General features: G+C 36.7%; 20 protein-coding genes. 10 read left to right on the top strand and 10 right to left on the bottom strand.

The window, feature by feature from the left end; translation table 11 throughout:
• From RMO03_RS03305 to RMO03_RS03315, 3 genes are all read left to right on the top strand, one after another.
• A partial coding sequence (locus RMO03_RS03305; RefSeq protein ID WP_309640662.1) for a T9SS type B sorting domain-containing protein occupies positions 1-537 on the top strand: 537 nt, incomplete at its 5' end.
• Positions 538-782: 245 nt separating this feature from the next.
• A complete protein-coding gene (locus tag RMO03_RS03310; protein WP_309640663.1) occupies positions 783-1,781 on the top strand; it encodes a type IX secretion system membrane protein PorP/SprF in 999 nt (332 codons plus the stop codon).
• 41 nt (positions 1,782-1,822) lie between these two features.
• A complete protein-coding gene (locus RMO03_RS03315; protein ID WP_309640664.1) occupies positions 1,823-2,341 on the top strand; it encodes a gamma carbonic anhydrase family protein in 519 nt (172 codons plus the stop codon).
• On the opposite strand, the gene murI is transcribed toward RMO03_RS03315, so the two are convergent.
• From murI to RMO03_RS03355, 8 genes are all read right to left on the bottom strand, one after another.
• Complete coding sequence (gene murI, locus RMO03_RS03320) at positions 2,338-3,114, bottom strand: glutamate racemase (RefSeq protein ID WP_309640665.1); 777 nt, start codon at positions 3,112-3,114, stop codon at positions 2,338-2,340. The genes RMO03_RS03315 and murI overlap by 4 nt on opposite strands.
• A gap of 73 nt (positions 3,115-3,187) precedes the next feature.
• Positions 3,188-3,691 carry an OmpH family outer membrane protein gene (locus RMO03_RS03325; protein ID WP_309640666.1) on the bottom strand — a complete coding sequence of 168 codons (504 nt, stop codon included), beginning with the start codon at positions 3,689-3,691 and terminating at the stop codon, positions 3,188-3,190.
• Positions 3,692-3,715: 24 nt separating this feature from the next.
• A complete protein-coding gene (locus tag RMO03_RS03330) occupies positions 3,716-4,717 on the bottom strand; it encodes an OmpH family outer membrane protein (RefSeq protein WP_309640667.1) in 1,002 nt (333 codons plus the stop codon).
• Between the two features lie 47 nt (positions 4,718-4,764).
• Entirely contained in the window at positions 4,765-7,362 is a 2,598-nt protein-coding gene (locus RMO03_RS03335; protein WP_309640668.1) for a POTRA domain-containing protein, read from the bottom strand.
• A 67-nt stretch (positions 7,363-7,429) separates the two neighbouring features.
• A complete protein-coding gene (locus tag RMO03_RS03340; protein WP_309640681.1) occupies positions 7,430-8,170 on the bottom strand; it encodes an isoprenyl transferase in 741 nt (246 codons plus the stop codon).
• 4 nt (positions 8,171-8,174) lie between these two features.
• Positions 8,175-8,822, bottom strand: a complete 648-nt coding sequence (locus RMO03_RS03345) for a DUF6089 family protein (protein WP_309640669.1) — start codon at positions 8,820-8,822, stop codon at positions 8,175-8,177.
• 197 nt (positions 8,823-9,019) lie between these two features.
• On the bottom strand, positions 9,020-9,904 hold the full coding sequence (locus RMO03_RS03350; RefSeq protein WP_309640670.1) for an NAD kinase: 885 nt from the start codon (positions 9,902-9,904) through the stop codon (positions 9,020-9,022).
• A gap of 66 nt (positions 9,905-9,970) precedes the next feature.
• Entirely contained in the window at positions 9,971-10,630 is a 660-nt protein-coding gene (locus tag RMO03_RS03355; RefSeq protein WP_309640671.1) for a CBS domain-containing protein, read from the bottom strand.
• Between the two features lie 104 nt (positions 10,631-10,734).
• On the opposite strand from RMO03_RS03355, the gene RMO03_RS03360 reads away from it, so the two are divergent.
• The 6 genes from RMO03_RS03360 (at position 10,735) to clpX (ending at position 16,176) form a co-directional block, all read left to right on the top strand.
• Positions 10,735-11,448, top strand: a complete 714-nt coding sequence (locus tag RMO03_RS03360) for a pyridoxine 5'-phosphate synthase (RefSeq protein WP_309640672.1) — start codon at positions 10,735-10,737, stop codon at positions 11,446-11,448.
• A gap of 127 nt (positions 11,449-11,575) precedes the next feature.
• A complete protein-coding gene (locus RMO03_RS03365; protein ID WP_309640673.1) occupies positions 11,576-12,340 on the top strand; it encodes an alpha/beta fold hydrolase in 765 nt (254 codons plus the stop codon).
• Positions 12,341-12,378: 38 nt separating this feature from the next.
• The gene (locus RMO03_RS03370) at positions 12,379-12,726 is read left to right on the top strand and encodes a phage holin family protein (RefSeq protein WP_309640674.1); all 348 of its coding nucleotides are present in this window, start codon (positions 12,379-12,381) and stop codon (positions 12,724-12,726) included.
• A gap of 76 nt (positions 12,727-12,802) precedes the next feature.
• A complete protein-coding gene (tig, locus tag RMO03_RS03375) occupies positions 12,803-14,128 on the top strand; it encodes a trigger factor (RefSeq protein WP_309640675.1) in 1,326 nt (441 codons plus the stop codon).
• 87 nt (positions 14,129-14,215) lie between these two features.
• Positions 14,216-14,887, top strand: coding sequence for an ATP-dependent Clp endopeptidase proteolytic subunit ClpP (gene clpP / locus RMO03_RS03380; RefSeq protein ID WP_309640676.1), 672 nt, complete (start codon positions 14,216-14,218; stop codon positions 14,885-14,887).
• Between the two features lie 56 nt (positions 14,888-14,943).
• Positions 14,944-16,176 (top strand): ATP-dependent Clp protease ATP-binding subunit ClpX, encoded by a 1,233-nt coding sequence (clpX, locus tag RMO03_RS03385; protein ID WP_309640677.1) that lies wholly within the window; start codon positions 14,944-14,946, stop codon positions 16,174-16,176.
• A 107-nt stretch (positions 16,177-16,283) separates the two neighbouring features.
• Here the strand turns inward: clpX and RMO03_RS03390 are convergent, their stop codons facing one another.
• Both RMO03_RS03390 and RMO03_RS03395 read right to left on the bottom strand, forming a co-directional pair.
• Entirely contained in the window at positions 16,284-18,491 is a 2,208-nt protein-coding gene (locus RMO03_RS03390; RefSeq protein ID WP_309640678.1) for a TonB-dependent receptor domain-containing protein, read from the bottom strand.
• Positions 18,492-18,682: 191 nt separating this feature from the next.
• Entirely contained in the window at positions 18,683-20,209 is a 1,527-nt protein-coding gene (locus tag RMO03_RS03395) for a GH3 auxin-responsive promoter family protein (protein ID WP_309640679.1), read from the bottom strand.
• Positions 20,210-20,356: 147 nt separating this feature from the next.
• Between RMO03_RS03395 and RMO03_RS03400 the strand changes: the two genes are divergently transcribed.
• Entirely contained in the window at positions 20,357-21,151 is a 795-nt protein-coding gene (locus RMO03_RS03400) for a DUF2797 domain-containing protein (RefSeq protein ID WP_309640680.1), read from the top strand.
• Positions 21,152-21,171: the final 20 nt, after the last annotated feature.

Raw genomic sequence — 21,171 nt, forward strand, 5'->3', positions numbered from 1 at the left:
AATGTATACACTGGATGTGTTAATACTGCAAGCGCCACGATAGTTCCTTCATTACCGCCATCGCAAGTATTTACTTCGGTAACGAGTTTCTTCGAGGACAATCAAATGGTGACTATTAATGTTACGCCACCGGGCGATTATCTGTATCAATTGGATACAGGATTGTTTCAAGAAGATGCTTTCTTTACGAATTTATTCTCAGGACACCACACCATTACAGTGAAAGACAAATACGGTTGTGGCACGGCACAAGCTACGTTTAGAATAGTGAATTTTCCTAGATTCTTTACACCAAATAATGATGGTTATAATGACACATGGAATATTTCTGAAATCGCAGATGATCAGCCGGAAGCTTTCATTTATATCTTCGATCGTTATGGTAAATTGATTAAAGAAATATCGGTTCAAGGTGAAGGTTGGGACGGAACGCTCAACGGATTGAACTTGCCTTCAACAGATTATTGGTTTAGGGTTTTCTATAAAGAGAATGGGGAATCTAAAGAATTCAAATCGCATTTTGCTTTGAAACGATAAGTGGAAAAAATGCTGAAAAGTATCCTTGAATATTTTTAAATGGAATAGTCAAGCTAAAGCAAAAATTTATATCTTTGACCAATTCGGAAATAAATGGGAAGAAATCAATATAAATAGCACATATTAAGAGCTTGGTTTTGGAAAAGAAGAAGTTTTTCCGACAGATTTAAGTTTATAGTTGGTTATTATTTAAAGCAGTATTAATAAAATTTCACCGCCCCAATTTCACTAAAACGATAAATAAAATGAATATTAAAAAGTTATTATTATTGATTGTGTTGTTTGTATCTCAATTCTCATTTTCTCAGGAGGGAATTGCAGTTTATTCAGATTACTTATCGGATAATTATTATTTATTGCATCCTTCAATGGCTGGAGCTTCCAGTTGTTCAAAGATTAGAATGACTGGCCGTCAGCAATGGTTCGGGCAAAAAGATGCGCCATCAATGCAAACTTTAAGCTTCAACGGAAAAATTGGTGAAAGCGAACAATCAGGTGCCGGAGTAATCGTCTATAACGACAAGAACGGATACCATACACAGCAAGGTATAAAAGCAACTTATGCGCATCATATTATGTTTTCAAGAGATGCGGTCGATTTAAATCAGGTGTCTTTTGGTTTAAGTCTTGGCTTAGTTCAAAGCTCTTTAGATGAAACTGAGTTTAAAGAATTCGATCCAACTGTAAACGGTACGATTGTTCAAAAGTATTCTTATTTTAATGTCGATATAGGAATGTCGTACAATTATTTAGAATTCTACACACATTTAACAGTCAAAAACGCGATTGAAACAAGAAGAAAAATTTATTCTGAATATGAAGATGATAACATCAGAAAAGTAATCATCAATTCAGGATATACTTTTGGCCAAGAAGATGGTTTATTATGGGAACCTTCATTTATGTTTCAATTGGTGAATCAAACCAAAGAGAAATCAATTGATGTCAATTTAAAAGTGTACAAGCAATTGGAAATTGGTAAACTTTGGGGAGGACTTTCATACAGAAGAAGTTTAGACGGAGCTGAATACAGAAAAGGCGGAAGTACTGAAGTTCAAAAACTGCAATACATTACACCAATAGTAGGATTGAATTATAAAAATTACATGTTTTCCTATACCTATTCTATAGTAACCGGAGCGGTTAAATTCGATAACGGTGGCTATCATCAAATTACTTTAGGTATGAATGTATTCTGCAGACCGGAGAAATACCACTGTAATTGTCCTGCAATCAATCCTTAAAAGTTTATTTGTCCCGATATTTTCGGGACTTTTTTTTAACTATGATTATAAAAACTGTAAACGGAAAAACGCCAAAAATCCCAGAAGATTGTTATATAGCTGACAATGCTACAATAGTTGGCGATGTCGAATTTGGAACTTCTTGCAGCATTTGGTTTAATGCTGTTGTAAGAGGTGATGTCAATAGTATTTCGGTTGGGAATAAAGTCAACATTCAAGATGGTGCTATCATTCATTGCACCTATCAAAAGCACGCCACCAAAATTGGCAACAACGTTTCGATTGGACACAATGCTATTGTTCACGGCTGTGTTATAGAAGACAATGTGCTTATCGGAATGGGATCTATTGTGATGGATAATTGTGTTATCGGTAGTAATTCAATCATAGCTGCTGGTGCTGTAGTCACTCAAAATACAAATGTGCCTTCAGGAACTATTTATGCAGGTGTTCCCGCTAAATGGGTAAAAGACATTGATACGTCTGATTTTGCAGGTGAAATCGAACGCATTTCAAACAATTATGTGATGTATTCCGGTTGGTTTAAAGAGGGAAACTAAAAATCTTTCGACGTCACTTTATGTTGATGGTTCAATATGGCTTCTAATACTTTTGGATCGCCGTTAGAATAAAAAATGTTCGTGCTTTTTCCTTCTGGATGTAAACCTGATTTAGCATTTAAAACGTTATAAGTTTGTTTTGCTACAGCTTCTCCGGAATCGATAATTTGGATATGCTGTGGAAGTATTTTACGAAGTTGCGGAATTAAATAAGGATAGTGACTGCAACCTAAAACCAAATAATCAATATTTTCTTTAATCATAGGTTCGAGATAGGAATGAAGCAGTCGATTCATTTCGGGTGAATTCAATTGTCCTTTTTCTATGAGTTCAACAAGGCCGTGCCCAATCTGCTCGATGATGATGGTGTCTTGATAAATTTCAACTGCTTTATTAAAAAGTTCACTGCTAAGTGTTCCTTTGGTGGCCAGAATTCCAATTTTTTGTGTTTTTGAATGCATAGCTGCCGGTTTAATTGCCGGTTCTATTCCGATGAAAGGAACGTCGTATTTTGTGCGTAATTCTTTGATGGCATTCGTTGTAGCGGTATTGCAAGCCACAACAATAATTTTAGCATTGAGATTGAGAAGGAATTCTGTATTCTTAATACTCAATGCAATAATTTCATCTTTCGATTTGAGTCCATACGGTGCATTTTTACTGTCAGCTAAGTAAATCGTTTCCTCATAAGGCATCAATTCGTGAATCGCCGACCATATAGATGTGCCGCCAATACCGGAATCGAAAAGTCCTATCGGATTGTTGTTCGCCATAAATCAAAGGTAAAAAAAATACTCCATCCGGAAATTTCCAAATGGAGTAAGTTTTATTGTTTACGATGGGTTATTAAAAACCTAAATCTTTTTTAACATCAGCAGTTAAATTTGGACCATCAGTTAAAAGAAGTCCTTCCGAATTCAACACATATTGAAATCCTTTTGCTTTACCAACTTTCTGAATTGAAGCTTTTACTTTTTCCATAATTGGTTTTACAATATCGGCTTCTTTTTGTTGCAATTCTTTTTGAGCATTGTCTCTGTAATCAACAATTCTTTTTTGCATGTCTTGCACTTCTTTCGAACGTGTTTCATTAACAGCATCCGTTACAGTGGTAGCTTCTTGTTCGTATTTTTTTAATTTTCCTTGATACTCATCAACCATAGTTTTGTATTCTGTATCGTACGTACCACTCAATTTTTCTAATTGCTTTTGAGCTTCCAACATGGCCGGCATTTTCGACATTAATTCACTCACATCAACGTGAGCAACCTTTGCCTGAGCTTGAATTGTTTGACTACCTACAACAAAAATAAATGCTGCTATTACTAAAGTTTTGAATTGTTTCTTCATTTTTAAAATATTAATTAATTTGTTTTAATCTTGCTTCCCTTCTTTAAGTTTATCTTCTTTGGCTTTTCTAGCTGCTTCTCTGTCTTCTAAAGCTTTTTTCTTTTTGTCTTCTAAAGCTTTTTTGCGATCAGCCAAAACCTTAGCTCTATCCTCGGCCGTTTTTTGTTTCTTAATAATTAATGTACTGTCAATTTCTTTTTTAGCGGATTCTTTAACGACTTTGACGGCGTCTTTGCTTGAAATAGAGTCTTTGATTGTGCCTTTACTTTCGGTTTTTATCGGAGCTGTTCCATTCTTTTTAGCTTCTTTAGCAGCAAGCATTTGTTGTTTTCTTTCTTCTGTTGCTAGTTTTTTATCCGCAATCAATTTTTCTCTGGCGGCTTTTCGTTCTTCTAATTTTTTATTTCTTTCGGCTAACGCTGGACTTTCGTCTTCCATATTCTCTTTAGCTTCTTTGGCTTCTTCCTCTTTTAATTGCTTTTTAGAAAGTTGATTTCTTTTATTAGTTCTTGTAATTACTCGAATTACTTGATCGCTAATATCATATCGTTTTGCAGCAAATAATATCGTTAAATCTGACGTTTTATCGAATATGAAATCATATTTTTTAGCTTCTGCAATATCTTGTGCAGCATTAAAAACTTGATCTTGAACGGGCTGTGCTAAAACGGCTTTTTGAATGGTTAAGTCGCCTTTCGGGCCAAATCTTTTTTCTTGATAATCTAATAATTCTTTTTCCTGAAACGAAATTTCTTCTTCTCGTTCTTCTAACAATTCTTTGGTTAATAAAACGCGTTCAGTCGCTAACAAATCTTTTAATCGGGCAACTTCGTTCTTTTTTGTTTCAATTTCTTGTTTCCATTTTTGAGCTTTTTGCTCTAATTGGTTTTTAGCTTCATTATAATCTGGTACATTTTGAAGAATGTATTCCATATCAATATAACCAATTTTTACGCCTCTAGACTGTGCATGAACTATTGTAGAAATAGACATCATGATTAACAGTGATACAATATGTTTTCTCATACACTTCAAAATTTTGTTAGAAAATACCATGCCAAATATAGTTAATTTTAAAATTGCTGACCAATTATAAAATGAGTTTCCAATCCATTTGCTTTTGTTTGTCCCGTAAGTGGATCAAATCCGTATCCGAAATCAATACCCAATAATCCGAAAGCCGGCATAAAAATTCTTAAACCTGCTCCGGCAGAACGTTTCAACTCAAAAGGATTATATTTATTAAACGAATCATAAGCATTTCCACCTTCAATAAACCCTAATACATAAATCGACGCAGCGGCTTTTAATGTTATCGGATATCTCATTTCAAGAGAAAACTTATTGTATATCGGTCCACCATCATCCGTCGACAACGAATTGTTTGGATAGCCTCTCAACTGAATTACTTCTCTTCCGTCTTGTGCGAAATTCGCCAAACCATCACCACCAACAAAGAAACGCTCGAATGGAACAAGGCCTCTATCATTATTATAGGCACCCAAATATCCGAATTCACTCAAAGTACGCAATACCAATTTACCATAAATTTTTGTAAACCAATCTGCTTTAAACTTAATTTTATAATATTCCAACCAATTAAATCTTTCTTGATCTACTTTTCCTGCATCCGCTACAGCTTTCGTATAGTCAAATCCGACGCTATTTCCGTTGGCATCGATATAATGACCTGGCAGAATTTTGTCCGGCCCTCCATTGGGGTTATGTTCGAGCGTGGAAGCATTGTCAAGCGGGGTAGTTCCTTCGTTTTGTTTTTTATAGGGTTCTAAATTTTTTAAATTCCCATAATCTATACCGTTAAAAAGAGAATATGGAATAGTAAATTTGCCCGATATACTAAATTCAGATCCATACATTGGGAAAATCGGATTGGTTCCTTTGTTGTTTCTGCTCAAACCAATCGTATACGCCAAGTTTCTTGAAGATCCATCACCAAAAGTAAACAAACCAATGTTATAATTGTTGAGGTCATAATATTGCATGCTCAACGATTGCGATAATACAAAAAAGTCATCTGGAACCTGCAATCTTTTGGCGATACCCACACTTGCGGAGATAATATTAAAATTCCTGCTTTTATCTACCCCGGAACTCGTATTGGCGAATTGTTTACTGTAAGCCAATGAACTACTAAATTGAATTGGTTTTCTTCCACCAAACCAAGGTTCAGTAAACGAAATACTATACGTTTGAAAGTAGGAACTTCCTTGTAAACGCAATGCTACTTTTTGTCCGTCACCCATTGGCAATGGTTTGTAAGCTTCTTTTTTGAATATGTTTCTGGCCGAGAAATTATTAAAGGACAATCCCAACGTACCAATAAATCCGCCACCGCCATAACCACCTTGCAATTCGATTTGACTCGATCCTTTTTCTACCAATTTATACTCAATATCAACGGTTCCGGCACCGGCATCAACATTTTTAAATATAGGTTCAATAGCTTCAGGATCAAAATAACCCAATTGCCCAATTTCTCGAATCGTACGCACCAATTCCTCTTTGCTGTATTTCTGACCCGGCTTGGTTCTGAGCTCACGATAAATCACATTGTCATTGGTTTTGTCATTTCCAATTACGGTGATTTTATTGAAATAAGCCAATGGCCCTTCAACAATTCTAATTTCAAAATCAATCGTGTCGTTGCTTGTTTTTACTTCAACTGCATTGATGTTCGAAAACAAATAGCCGCTATTTTGATATAAATTGGTAATGTCTTCTCCGTCTGGTTTCGATTTATCAGCGATTCTTTTCTCTAGTAAAACACCATTATAGACATCGCCTTTTTTGATGCCGAGAATATTTCTTAAACCACTGTCAGGATATATTGTGTTTCCTAAAAATTTGATATTCCCAAAGTAATACTTATGTCCTTCTTCAAGGTTAATTTTTATTGATAAGTTTTTTTTGTCTTTGTTGAATATGACCGAATCTGAAACAACTCTCGCGTCACGATATCCGTTTTCCTTATATTTATCAATGATTTTGGTTAAGTCTTCTTTGTATTTTTCTTTGATGTATTTTGAAGATTTAAAAATATGAAGCGGATTTTTCTCTTTGGTATTCTTCATCGCTTTGTGAAGCTTAGCATCTGAAAACTTTTCGTTTCCGGTAAAATCAATATCCTTGACTTTAATTTTGCTTCCTTTGAAAATGTTCACATACATTTTAACTTCATTACCACTCGAAGTATCTGCAACGGTTGTGATGGTTACTTTTGAATTATAAAAGCCATCTTTTTTGTATTTATTTTCTATGTAATTTTTGGTAGTAGTAATCAAGTTTTCATTGACAATTTTACCTTTAGTCAAACCATTGTCTTTAATAAAAACTTCGGTTTTCTTTTTCTTGATGCCGGCAAACTTTACTTCACTAAGTTTAGGCAATTCATTAATATTCAAATCCAAGTAAATGCTGTCGCCTACAATTCGGTTTACATAAAAATCAATCTCACTGAAAAGCCCCAGTTTACCTAATTTTTTTATAGCATTGCTGATTTCTTCACCAGGAATGGTAACGTCTTGGCCTTTTTCTAAGCCCGCAAAAGTAACTACAGTTTGTTTGTTGTAACTGATTTTTCCGATGACATCAACATCGGCTAAAATGTATTTAGTGCCTTGATCAAATGGAATTTTTTCTTGTGCATTCATTTGGGCAATACACCCAAAAAATAATAGGGTAACGACTAACTTTATTCTTTTATATAACACTAAAAAATTATTTAATTTGTTCACTTGTTTTTCCAAACCTTCGTTCTCTTTTTTGATAGCTTATGATGGCTTCGTATAAATCTTCTGCTGTAAAATCCGGCCACAAAACCGGTGTAAAATATAACTCCGCATAAGCAATCTGCCACAATAAAAAATTACTGATTCGGTGCTCGCCGCTGGTTCTGATTAATAAATCAACATCGGGTAAATTTCGCGTGTAAAGATGCTGATTAATAATCGATTCGTCAATACTGTCAATTGAAATTATATTATTTTTAACTTTCTCCGAAATTTCCTTCACCGCACTAATGATTTCCTCGCGCGAGCCATAGCTTAAGGCCAACGTAAGGGTCATTCTTGTATTGCTTTTGGTGGTTTCAATAACTTCGGAAAGTTCTTTTTTAGCAGATTTTGGTAACATATCAAGGTTTCCAATAGCGTGAAGGCGAATGTTATTCTCGGTTAATGTTTTGACTTCGTTTTTTAACGAATTGATCAACAGCTTCATTAAAGTATCCACTTCCAATTTTGGGCGGTTCCAATTTTCTGTAGAAAAGGCATACAGCGTAAGGTTTTCAATACCTAATTTCGCACAACATTCAACCGTTACCCGAACCGATTTGGTGCCGTTTTCATGACCAAAAGCGCGCAGCAAACCTTTCTGTTTTGCCCAACGACCATTGCCATCCATGATAATGGCCAGATGCTTGGGTAGGTTGTCTTTATTTATGTTGTCTAATAAACTCATCATATTATCTCGAGCAAAAGCACGGTCTTTCTCCAAAAGTATACGTCAAAGTAACACCGGTAAACATATACCAATCTTTACTTGTCAGGTTGCCAAATTTTAAATCTTTATAGTCTCCATTTGTAGGATTGCTTCCGTCTAAATCGTCTTTAAATGTATTTCGAGCCGCTACTTCAAATCCAATAACAAAATTTTGAAACACCCTTCCTTTTACACCAACGGTCATAGGAATGGCTAGTGTTCTGTAAGTGGCTTCTTTATTAGGTCCGCCATTCCGAAAATACAATCCATCATAAAATACATAACTCAATCCCGTAAATACATACGGCGTAAATTGAGGTTTAGAATCATGCAAGTCGAACGTGAAAAAATCAAACTCCAAACCGGCTGTCAATTCTCTGATGCTGTTTTTAAAACGATAATCTCTTTCTATTCTCGAATCCATACCGGAATCTGCGTCATTGGCTTCAACAGTCGATTGTGTATATGAAAATCGCCAAGAATGCCTTGGACTCCTATTCCATTTATACAACAATCCAAAAGCAAGTTTGTTCGGCGCAATGTAGGTGGTTGAACCAACATCACCAATAAAATTACTGCCTCCTAAGAACACACCAATTTCATGGATTTGCGCTTTTGACGTTAAGGTCACAAAAAGCAAAAAAATTATAATAAAAAATCTATTCATTGAATCGAAAATAGCGTGCAAATATAATAATAATGGAGACTCATTTGACATCAAATTTGGATTTCTGTTAAATTAGAAATAATCCATTTGAAAAACGGCAAAAGAGTAGTAGGGAAACGTTGTTTTGTTAGGAAATAGTATACGACAATCGAAGTAAGCGGTTAATTTCTTTTGTCTTCACCCCAAAGCAATTTGTTGCGTAGCGTTTTGAGGAAAGTTTCTTCAGGTATTTCTACCATATTAATTTTGAAAGGCGTTTTCTTGATAATCAAAACCGATTCGTTTATCACGGAAGTAATTCTCGAGTCTAATGAAATCAAATAAAATTCCTCTCTTCCGGTAACTTTCAATCGAATTTCATTCGTATCAGGAATCACCAATGGTCGGGCGTTTAAGTTGTGCGGTGCAATCGGAGTAATCACAAAACTATTCACATCCGGTGTCAGAATCGGTCCGCCGCAGCTTAGCGAATATCCCGTAGAACCCGTTGGTGTTGCTATAATCAATCCATCAGCCCAATACGAATTTAGGTATTCGTCATTCAAATAGGTTTCGATTGTTATCATCGAAGTCGTATCTTTTCTGCTGACCGAAATTTCATTCATCGCAAAATTAATATTCTGAATGTCTTCATTTTCCGGAATGCACTGCAATGACAACAAACTTCTGGGTGAAATCGTATATTTTTTTTCAATCACATACTGCAGGAAATTGTCAATATTCTCTTTTTGAACCGATGCCAAAAAACCCAATCTTCCGGCATTAACCCCCAAAATTGGAATTCCTGAATCGCGAACCAAAGTCGCCGCTCGCAAAATCGTTCCGTCGCCACCAATGCTCAAAAGCATGTCGAAACTGTTATCGAGCTCGGTGTGTGAAGTAAAAGTTTTGTATTCTCTTTCAACAATTTTCTTTTCATACAACAACTTCAAAAAATCAGCTTCAATAATCATCTCGACATTGTTTCTATTAAAAAAAACAAAGATGTTCTTAATAATAGGTTCGGTACTGTTTTGATAATATTGTCCGTAGATGGCTACTTTCATTTTTGTTGTTTAATCGTTGAGTTGTTTAATCGTTGAATCGTAGCTTCGATTCAACGATTAAACATGCTACATATTAAGGTATTTGTCTAAATAATCCGAACGCTCTTTCAAATTCGTGATGTAATTGTCTTCCTGATGCTCCGAAATAATTTCGTAATTGTATCGTCTGAATGTTTGAATGATTTCATTCATGGCGCCCAAACTGATTTTAATCGTAATTTGAACACTATCGGTAGTCGCTTCTGAAATAAACAATCCTAAAAGCCTGCCGTTGTTGCTTTCCACAATCTGTGTAATCTGACTCATCGAATAATCCAAAATCGCTTTTTGAACGATGATAATACCGCCTGGCTCTTTTAGAAATGGCGTTTCATGGAAAAACTTGATGATGTCTTCCAATTCATAGTAACCAACATACAAATTATTCTCATCCAAAACCGGAACAACATTCGAGTGATTTTTGGCGAAAATTTCCAAAACATCCAACCAAAGCATCGAAGTTCTCACAAAGAAAGGCTCTAGTGTATAACGGTAATCCGACACCTTTTTATCGGAATCAAAAGTATCCACGTCATCTAAAGCAATGCAACCCATGTAAACGCCTTCATCGAGCACCGGAAAGTGCGAAAAAGTCATCTCATGGAAAAAATCCTGCACATCTACAATAGTTTCTTTACTATCGATAGCCTTAAAATCATTGTTGATATAATCTTTAATTTCTTTCATAAATCGGAATCCAATCGTTGTCGCAAAATAATCAAATTTATGCCACACCACCTAGTTTAACTTCGTATTTTTGTGCGATTCAGTTTTAACATTCATCGCAAACCATGACAAAGTTAAGTGTAAATATCAACAAAATAGCTACGCTGCGCAACGCACGAGGCGGAAATGTTCCGAATCTGCTGCAAGTCGCCACAGATTTACAACGTTTCGGAGCTCAAGGCATCACCATTCACCCTCGACCGGATGAGCGTCACATTCGATATCAGGATGCACGCGACCTCAAACCCATCGTCTACACCGAATTCAACATCGAAGGCAATCCGCAACACAATTTCATCGATTTGGTGTTAGAAACCAAACCGACGCAAGTCACGTTAGTGCCCGATGCGATAGGGGCTATTACGTCAAGTGCAGGTTGGGACACAGTTAAAAATCAAGCCTATCTCAAAGAAGTCATCGCCGAATTCCAACGCCACAACATTCGAACTTCCATTTTCGTTGATCCGGTTTTGGCCATGATTGAAGGCGCGAAAGCCACAGGAACCGACCGCATCGAACTCTACACCGAAGCCTTTGCGCACGAATACAGTTTGGGAAATCACAAAGGCATCGAAGCGTATGTCAAAGCCGCTGAACTCGCCAATGAACTCGAACTAGGCATCAACGCCGGACACGATTTGAGTCTCGATAATATTCAGTTTTTCAAACAAAATATTCCGGGTTTACTCGAAGTTTCCATCGGGCACGCACTGATTTCCGAAGCGCTTTATCTGGGTTTAGACAACGTAGTGAATATGTATTTGAATAAATTGAAATAGGGCGTGACCACAAGGGTCGGGCTATCCGCACTCGCTTTTTTCCGCCGAACAACGTCGTAAAAAGAGCTCAGACAAAGCTGCTATCCCTCACGCATAACGTACAACCTACAACTTACAACAAATAACAATGACACTCCACTCCAAAATAGAAGGCTCCGGCCAACCACTCCTAATCCTCCACGGCTTCCTAGGCATGTCCGACAACTGGAAAACACTAGGAACACAATACGCAACGCTCGGCTACGAAGTACACATGCTCGACTTGCGCAACCACGGGCGTAGTTTTCATTCCGACGCATTCAATTACGATGTTATGGCGCAGGATATGGTTGATTATTGCCACGAACATCAATTACAAAATATCGATATCATCGGACATTCGATGGGCGGAAAAGTAGCGATGCTTTTAGCAGTGCAACATCCCGAATTAATTCAAAAACTCATCGTTGGCGATATCGGACCAAAATATTACGCACCGCATCATGATGATATTCTCAGCGGATTAAACGCAGTCGATTTCACCCAAAAACCCGAACGCGCAGAAGTCGATAAAATTCTGGAAACCTATATACCCGATTTCGGAACCCGACAATTCTTGATGAAAAGTTTGTATTGGCTAGAACCCGGGCAACTCGCCTTCCGATTTAATTTACCGGTTTTCAATAAAGAAATCGAAAATATCGGAACTGCACTTCCGGCAAACGCTCATTTTGACAAACCTACTTTATTCATTCGCGGCGGCAATTCCAAATATATCAAAGATGAAGATTGGAGCAGTATTCAACAGCATTTTCCAAAAGCCATTTTAGAAACCATTCCGAATGTTGGTCATTGGTTGCATGCGGAAAATCCAAAGGCTTTCTTCGAAATTACAAGCAGATTTTTGATTTAAAAGTCTAAATTATATTACTTTTATAAAAAATATTGGTCATGAATCTTATCATAAGAATTTTAATCACAGCCATTTTAGTAATAGTCATTGCGCATTTTATGCCAGGCGTTTCCGTAGCCAGTTTCACAACGTCATTAATAGTCGCGGTGGTTTTGGGTTTACTCAATGCTTTTGTAAAGCCTATTCTGGTATTGCTAACGTTGCCAGTTACACTAATTACTTTTGGTCTGTTTTTACTAGTTATTAATGCGTTAATGATTTTATTATGTAGCGAAATTGTCGGCGGATTTCACGTGGAAACTTTCTGGACCGCTGTATTTTTCAGCATCATTCTATCCATTTCCCAATCGATTCTCTACGGATTTTCGAACGAGAAATCTGCATAACAACACATTCTTATAAAAACTTGTTTGGGTGGCGAAAATATTCTAATTTTGCCACCCAATTTTAGTTTCAAAAAAGATGAATATTACAAGAAATAATGTAGATGCTTTGAATGCGATAATCACCGTTGAAGTTTCAAAAGCCGATTACGCACCACAAGTCGATAAAGTTTTAAAAAGCTACTTAAAAACAGCTTCGATTCCGGGTTTCAGAAAAGGCGCCGTTCCTTTCGGAATGATCCAAAAGCAATACGGAAAAGCTGTGTTGTTGGAAGAAGTCAATAAAGTATTACAAGAAAATCTAAACCGCTATTTGCAACAAGAAAAACTTGATATTTTAGGAAATCCGTTGCCTAAAATCACAGAAGATTTCAATTGGGATGCGGAAGATTATAAATTCGAATTCGAATTGGGATTAACACCAACATTCGACATCGATTTGGGTGTAGTAAAAAACCTCACGCAATACAAAATCGTTGCCGACGATAAAATGCTCGAAGACCAAGTAGCGCGCATCAGAAAACAATACGGTAAAATGCTTTCGAAAGATACCGTTGAAAAAGACGACGACATTTCAGGAACTTTCCTCAATATTGACAAAGGAATCGACAGCCCAGCGCAAATTACTTTAGATGTTTTTAAAGACAAAAAAACTGGTGATAAATTCCTAGGAAAAAAAGTTGGCGATATTGTTACAGTCAATACCAAAGGGCTTTTCGATGACGATCATAAATTGATGGAATATCTTAAAGTCGGTCACGATGATGTTCACGGTTTGGCCATTGATGTCGATTTCAAAATTGAAGAAATCACGATGAGCGAACCTGCTGAATTGAACCAAGAATTGTTCGATAAATTATTCGGACCAGGTAATGTTTCTTCTGTAGATGACATTAAAGCGAAAATCAAAGAAGACGCAGAAAAGCAATTTGCAACACAAGCCGATCAGAAGTTTTTGAATGATGTAACCGAATCGTTATTGACCAACACCAAATTCGATTTACCGTCAACATTCCTAAAAAAATGGATTCAAACAGCAGGACAAGCACCTTTAACGCCACAACAAGCCGAAGAAGAATTCGCAAAATCTGAAAATGGTTTGCGTTACCAACTGATTGAAGGCAAAATCATGTCGCAAAACAACTTGCAAATTACCTTCGAAGATTTGAAAGCTTACACCGCCGAAGTAATCAAAAAGCAAATGGCACAATTCGGACAAATGAATCCAACCGATTCCGATGTTGAAGGTATTGTCGCAAGAGTTTTATCCAATCAAGAAGAAGTGAAAAGACTTTCTGACCAAGTCATGAGCGAAAAAATGTTGCATTTGTTCAAAGATAAAATCAATTCAAAAACGAAGGAAGTAACGTACCAAGAATTTATTGCGGCTTCTTACGGCGAATAAAACAAAAAAATACTTATATTTGGGCGTCTAAACTAAGGTTTCGACGCTCATTTGTTTTTAAAAAAGCTATAAAAAGGATATATTACTATGAACTACGGTAAAGAATTTAAAAAATTTGCTACAAAGCATCATGGCGTAAACAATTTATATTACGATAAAATTGTCAATGCGATGACGCCAACCAATATGACGCCTTACATTATCGAAGAGCGCCAGTTGAACATTTCTCAACTCGATGTTTTCTCTCGTTTAATGATGGACAGAATCATTTTTTTAGGCACGGGAATCGACGATCAAATTGCCAATATTGTGCAAGCGCAATTGTTGTTTCTAGAAAGTGCCGATGCTTCCAAAGACATTCAGATTTATTTGAATTCACCTGGTGGAAGCGTATACGCTGGTTTGGGAATTTATGATACAATGCAATACATTAAACCAGATGTAGCAACGATTTGCACAGGAATGGCAGCTTCAATGGGAGCGGTTTTATTGTGTGCCGGTGCTGCAGGAAAACGTTCGGCATTGCCACATTCAAGAGTGATGATTCACCAGCCTTCAGGTGGCGCGCAAGGTGTTGCTACAGATATGGAAATCAACCTTCGCGAGATGTTGAAACTCAAAGACGAATTGTATCAAATCATTTCACAACATTCAGGTCAAACGTTCGATAAAGTGCACAAAGATAGCGAACGCGATTATTGGATGATAGCTGATGAAGCTAAAGAATACGGAATGATTGATGAGGTTTTAAGACGATAATCAGATTGAAGAATAGAGTTAAATCTAAAATCTAAAATCTAAAATCTAAAATAAAAATGGCAAAAGAACTATTAGATTGTTCGTTTTGTGGTCGAAAAAAACCCGAAACCAATCTTTTAATTGCTGGAATCAATGCACACATCTGTGATAAATGTATTGAACAAGCGCATGGAATTGTATTGGAAGAATTAAAAACCAATGGCAATTCTAAATTGATAGCTGATTTGATTTTGAAAAAGCCACACGAAATTAGGGCTTTTCTAGATCAATACGTTATCGGTCAAGACCAAACCAAAAAGGTAATGGCAGTTGCCGTATACAACCACTACAAACGTTTGATGCAACAGCAATTGAACGACGATGTTGAGATTGAAAAAAGCAACATCATCATGGTAGGTCAAACCGGAACCGGAAAAACTTTGGTCGCAAAAACTATAGCCAAAATGCTCGATGTGCCTTTAGCGATTGTAGATGCTACGGTTTTAACTGAAGCAGGTTACGTAGGTGAAGATGTCGAAAGTATCCTAACCCGTTTGTTGCAAGCGGCCGATTATGATGTAACCAAAGCAGAACGCGGCATCGTATTTATTGACGAAATCGATAAAATTGCTAGAAAAAGCGACAACCCATCCATTACTCGTGATGTTTCGGGTGAAGGCGTACAACAAGCTTTATTGAAATTGCTCGAAGGAACGGTTGTCAATGTTCCGCCAAAAGGAGGAAGAAAACACCCGGACCAGAAATTTGTTGAAGTCAACACCAAAGATATTTTGTTTATTGCCGGTGGCGCGTTTGATGGTATCGAAAGAATCATCTCAAAACGACTAAACCGTCAAGCCGTTGGATACAGCACTTCTAAAAACGTAGACAACATCGACAAAGATAATTTACTCCAATACATCATTCCAAAAGACATCAAAGATTTCGGATTGATTCCTGAAATTATAGGTCGTCTTCCGGTGTTAACCCATATGGATCCGTTAGACAAAGAAACTTTAAGAGCGATTTTAACAGAACCTAAAAACGCCTTAATCAAGCAATACCAAAAGCTATTCGCGATGGATGATGTTGAATTCACTATCACCAATGATGCACTCGATTTTATCGTAGAAAAAGCTTTAGAATATAAACTCGGCGCCAGAGGTTTGCGCTCATTATGCGAAGCCATCCTAACCGATGCGATGTATGACTTGCCTAGCAACGACGAGAAAATATTGCACATCGATAAAGATTATGCCAACGACACGCTCACAAAAAACTTACTGAAACGTCTCGAAATAGCTTCATAAGTTTGTCATTAATAAAATAAAAAATCCCGCTTCTAATTTGAAACGGGATTTTTTTTGGTCAACACAGATTAATCCTTGCTAATCTGTGAAATTTGGGTTGGCTGTTTTTACTTCAATATTCCACCACCTTGACTCACTTTTTCCGTTTGGATTTCCGTATTGTCCTTGTCCAATTTCAAGTTTCCAAAGTTGTAAGTCAATGAAATTCGGAACGTTCTCGAATCTTGTTTTTGGTGAAATTGCGTCTGTAAATTTGTCGATGAAACCAAAGCATTAATCTCATTGGTATTGAATACATCAAAACAATGCAATCCGATTTGCAGTTTTTTATTCATGAAATCACGATTGAAAGAAATGTCAAATTGCTGAATGGTTTTGTTAAGATTGTAAATTTCCCAAGTTCCCGGCGGCGTTAAACTGTACATCATAGAATTCTTGATTTTCCAAGGTAAAATAAATTGCGCCATCGCCGTATAACTCATAATCGGTTTTGGTTTGAATTGAAAATCATAACCTTTTGTAGTAAAATCGATATAATTGATATTCAAGAAAATATAATTCATCGTGTCGATATTGTTCATTCGTTTTTGAAATTCTTCCTTTCCTTTCAAGAAATAATCCAACGGAATCGGGAACGAAGCAAACAAACTGAGTGTATTGATTTCGTCAAATTGCTTAAACGTTTGGTTGCTCACCAATTCGTTGGGCTTGGCATCGAAAATAAATTTATTGATGTCCTTCCCAATCGTATAATTTCCACCCAATTGCACATATTGAAACGCGGTCAATTTCAACTCGAAATTGTCAAAAAACGTAGGGTCGAGAAACGGATTTCCATTAGATGAATTGTATTGGTCAAAATTCGCAAAAGTATTCGGATCCAAAACATTGTAATCCGCTTGCTGAATTTTTTTAGAATACGAAGCCGACAAATTGACGTTCTGATTGAACTCATACAACGCACTCGCATTCGGAAAAAAGTTCGTGTTTTTAAAATTAACATCAGTACGAACACCATTTTCATAAGCCACTCGATCCACTTTGTAATCTTCAAATCTCAATCCAACAGTAAAGTTGAATTTTTTGATTTTCTTTCTCGCTTCGACATAAAAAGCCAAATTGTTTTCATCATAATCAAAGTCGGTAATCGAATTGGTAGTCGTATTTAGGTTGTAAATTCCTTTGTCATGAACATTGATTACATTGAATTTTCCACCGGTATTCAAAGAGAAATCAATCTTTTTAAACGGTATCGCAAAGTCGTATTTCAAATAATGATTGGCGAGTTTGAAATCGACATCGCCATTATAAAAATTCGATGTTCCATTGTTCAAACCATCAGATTTTGTAACCGGATTTTTGTCGAAGAAATTGCTGAAACCCGTAATGTCAAGCGTTCTGCCAATCGTGTCGAGTTTGGTTTTGTATTGCAAACTGATTTCATGGTTGCTGTTTTTGTTTTTCGACAAAGCATCATTCCTATAATCTATTCCGGTGCCTTTCGTCGTGGCTTCAGAAGCAATTCGGTCGTTGCCGAGATTCAAATTGTAATTGAATAACAAATTCGATTTTTCAGAAAGTTTGTAATTCGTTCCCGTTCTCCAATAAAAATTACGATTGGTGCTTACGGCTTTATTCTTTTGAATAAGCATTTCATCAGGATCGAATGTCGTAAACGTTTGATCGCTTTGGTTTTTATTCTCGCTGTCGATGTAATTATAACCAATCATCGTTTGCCAACTGAGGCTTTTCTTTTTGCCATTTAATAAAATTTGTGGACTCGGTTTCTGGTATTTATTGAAATTATAATTGATGTTGAAACTCGCATTCACGCCTTTCATTTTTCTCGAACTGGTGATGATATTAATCACCGATCCGCTAGAACTAGCGTCGAATGAGGCGCCGGGATTGTATATTAATTCTACTTTTTCAATCGCAGTCGCGGGTAAACTCAGTAAATAATTCTGTAGGTCTGTTCCGCTCAATGAACTGGGCATGCCGTCGATATAAATGGCTACGTTTTTTGAGTTTAAGGTCAAGCTTCCTGTTGGCGATGTAATAACACCCGGAATTTTTTTCACAGCATCCAAACTGCTGCCGCTATTGAGTATTGGATTGTTTTTGACATTGATGGTGGTTTTGTCAGATTCGACTTTGATGAATTGTCGTTTGTTGCCATACACCGTGACTTCTTCTATTGATTTTGGAGTTTGACTTTTGGCAATAGAATCTTGAACAGTTTGATTGGGAGTAATTTCTTGCGCCATCGCCGAAAGTGACAAAAGCATTAGCATGACAAGGCATGTTGATTTCATGAGTGATTGATTTTGATTGATGATTGCCTAATAGACAGCCAACAACCAAAATTGTTACAACACTAAGAATTTTTTTTAAGATTTTTGGATGTGTTGGTGTCGCAAATTCCTCTCGGTCCACAATGCATCCTGTGGGGTCCGCAAGCGATTGTGAATAAAAGAATGGTAATGATTAGAATGACTTTTTTCATTTATCGATTCATTTGTGTCTCCAAGTTTTTGAGTTGTTCCAAATAGTCTCTCTGATTCGACAATCTGGGAATTTTATGTTGCCCACCCAATTTGTCTTGGTCTTTGAGCCAATCGTAAAACAAATTTGGCCGCGCCATATTCAATACTAACGGATTTAAAGTCATGTTATTGTATCTTTTAGCTTCGTAGTCGGAATTTAAAGATTGTAAAGTTTCGTCGAGAATTTTCTGAAACTCGGTTGGGTTTTTTGGATTTTCTTTGAATTCGATAATCCATTCATGAGCGCCTTTTTCTTTGCCTTCCATGAAAATAGGAGCGACCGTATAATCGACTACTTGGGTGTTCGTGATGGCACAAGTTTTAGAAATCGCTTGGTCGGTATTTTCTACCATCAATTCTTCCCCAAAAACATTAATGTGGTGTTTGGTTCTTCCGGTTACTCGAATGCGATACGGACTCAATGAAGTAAACCGAACGGTGTCGCCAACCAAATAACGCCAAAGTCCCGCGTTGGTCGTAATCATAATGGCGTAATTTTTATCCAAAACTACATCGGATAAGCGAATGGCTTTTTCATCAGGAGTACTGTAAACATCCATCGGAATGAATTCATAGAAAATCCCATAATCAAGCATCAACAGCAAATCTTTCGAATTGTTTAAATCCTGAATCGCAAAAAATCCTTCCGAAGCATTGTAGATTTCATAATACTTAAAATCGTTGTTCGGCAGAATTTTTTTGTATTGCTCGCGATACGGTTCGAAACTTACACCACCGTGAAAATAAACTTCCAAGTTCGGCCAGATTTCTAATAAGTTGCCTTTTCCGGTTTCTTCCAAAACTTTATTGAGCAACACCAACATCCATGATGGAACGCCAGCAAAACTCGTCACATTTTCATTTCTAGATTCTTGGATAATCGCCATGATTTTGGTTTCCCATTCACTCATCAACGAAACGCGATTGCTTGGTGTGCTGCTGAATTCGGCCCAGATCGGCATGTTTTCAATTAGGATAGCCGATAAATCGCCAAAGAAAGTATTGTTGTTTTCATAAATCTGTGAACTGCCACCCAAACGCAAACTCTTTCCAATAAAGAGTTCGGAATTTTCATTATTATTCAAATACAAACACAACAAATCTTTGCTGCCTTTGTAATGACAATCTTCAAGCGCTTCACTGCTTACGGGAATAAATTTGCTTTTGGCATTGGTCGTTCCGCTCGATTTGGCAAACCATTTTATGGGTGTACTCCAAAAAATATTCTGATCGCCTTGACGCGTTTGTTCTATGAATGGTTCTAAATCTTCGTAAGTGGAAATTGGAATTCGCTCTTTGAAAGTCGCATAAGATTTAATTGAAAAAAAATCGTAATGTTTGCCAACTACAGTGTTTTCAGAAGCTCGGAGTAAGTTCATCAACAATTCATCCTGCACTTCATTCGGGTATTTCAAAAACAACTCAATCTGATGAATGCGTTGTTTCAAAACCCAAGAAGCAATCGAATTGATGATTGGTAGCGGCATTCTTGATTGATGATTTAGATTAATGATTTTGGATTTGCATTTCAAATATTCGAACACAAATCGATAACTTTACAGCTTTACCAAAATAACAAAAAAATTAGCAGAAATTCTAATGCTAATCATCGAAATGTAAGACAAAATAAACGTATGAAGTACGAAGGAGTTTTAACTAAAATGCCAACAGAATTCGGAAATCCGATTCAATATTATTTGGTTTTTGAAAGCAGTTTTCTCAATTTAAATCAAGTGTTGAGCAAAACCATCACGATTCAATTGACAGGGTTTCAATGTTTGAATTGCGGAAAAAATAAAAAAATCTACCGTCAAGGTTTTTGCTATGATTGTTTTTATTCAAGCCCAGCAGTTGGCGATTGGATTATGAAACCCGAACTCAGCACCGCGCATTTGGGCATCGCAGATCGTGATTTGGATTACGAATCGAAAGTGCAATTGCAACCGCATATAGTTTATTTGGCTTTGTCGAGTGAAGTTAAAGTGGGTGTCACAAGAAAAACGCAAATGCCAACGCGTTGGATTGATCAAGGTGCCGAGAAAGCCATTGCGATTGTAGAAGTCCCGAATCGTTACTTGGCCGGTATTACTGAAGTTGCTTTGAAAGATCATTTCTCAGACAAAACCAATTGGCGCAAAATGCTAACGAACGATATTGTCCATACAGATTTGATTCAAGAGAAAATAAAAGTGCAGGATTTGTTGCCACAAGAAGTGCAAGAATATTTCTATTCAGAGAAAAATGATTTGTATGAAATGCATTATCCGGTGTTGCAATATCCCAAAAAAATCAACAGTTTGAGTTTAGAAAAAACACCCACTTTTACAGGAACATTGCTTGGAATAAAAGGGCAATATTTGATTTTTGAAGACGGAACGGTTTTCAATGTTCGAAGTTCGGAAGGTTCTGTGGTCAGTATTGATTTGTGATTTTGTCATTCCGACGCAGG

Origin of the sequence: Flavobacterium sp. (genome assembly GCF_031411595.1) — a bacterium.
Lineage (GTDB): Bacteria > Bacteroidota > Bacteroidia > Flavobacteriales > Flavobacteriaceae > Flavobacterium.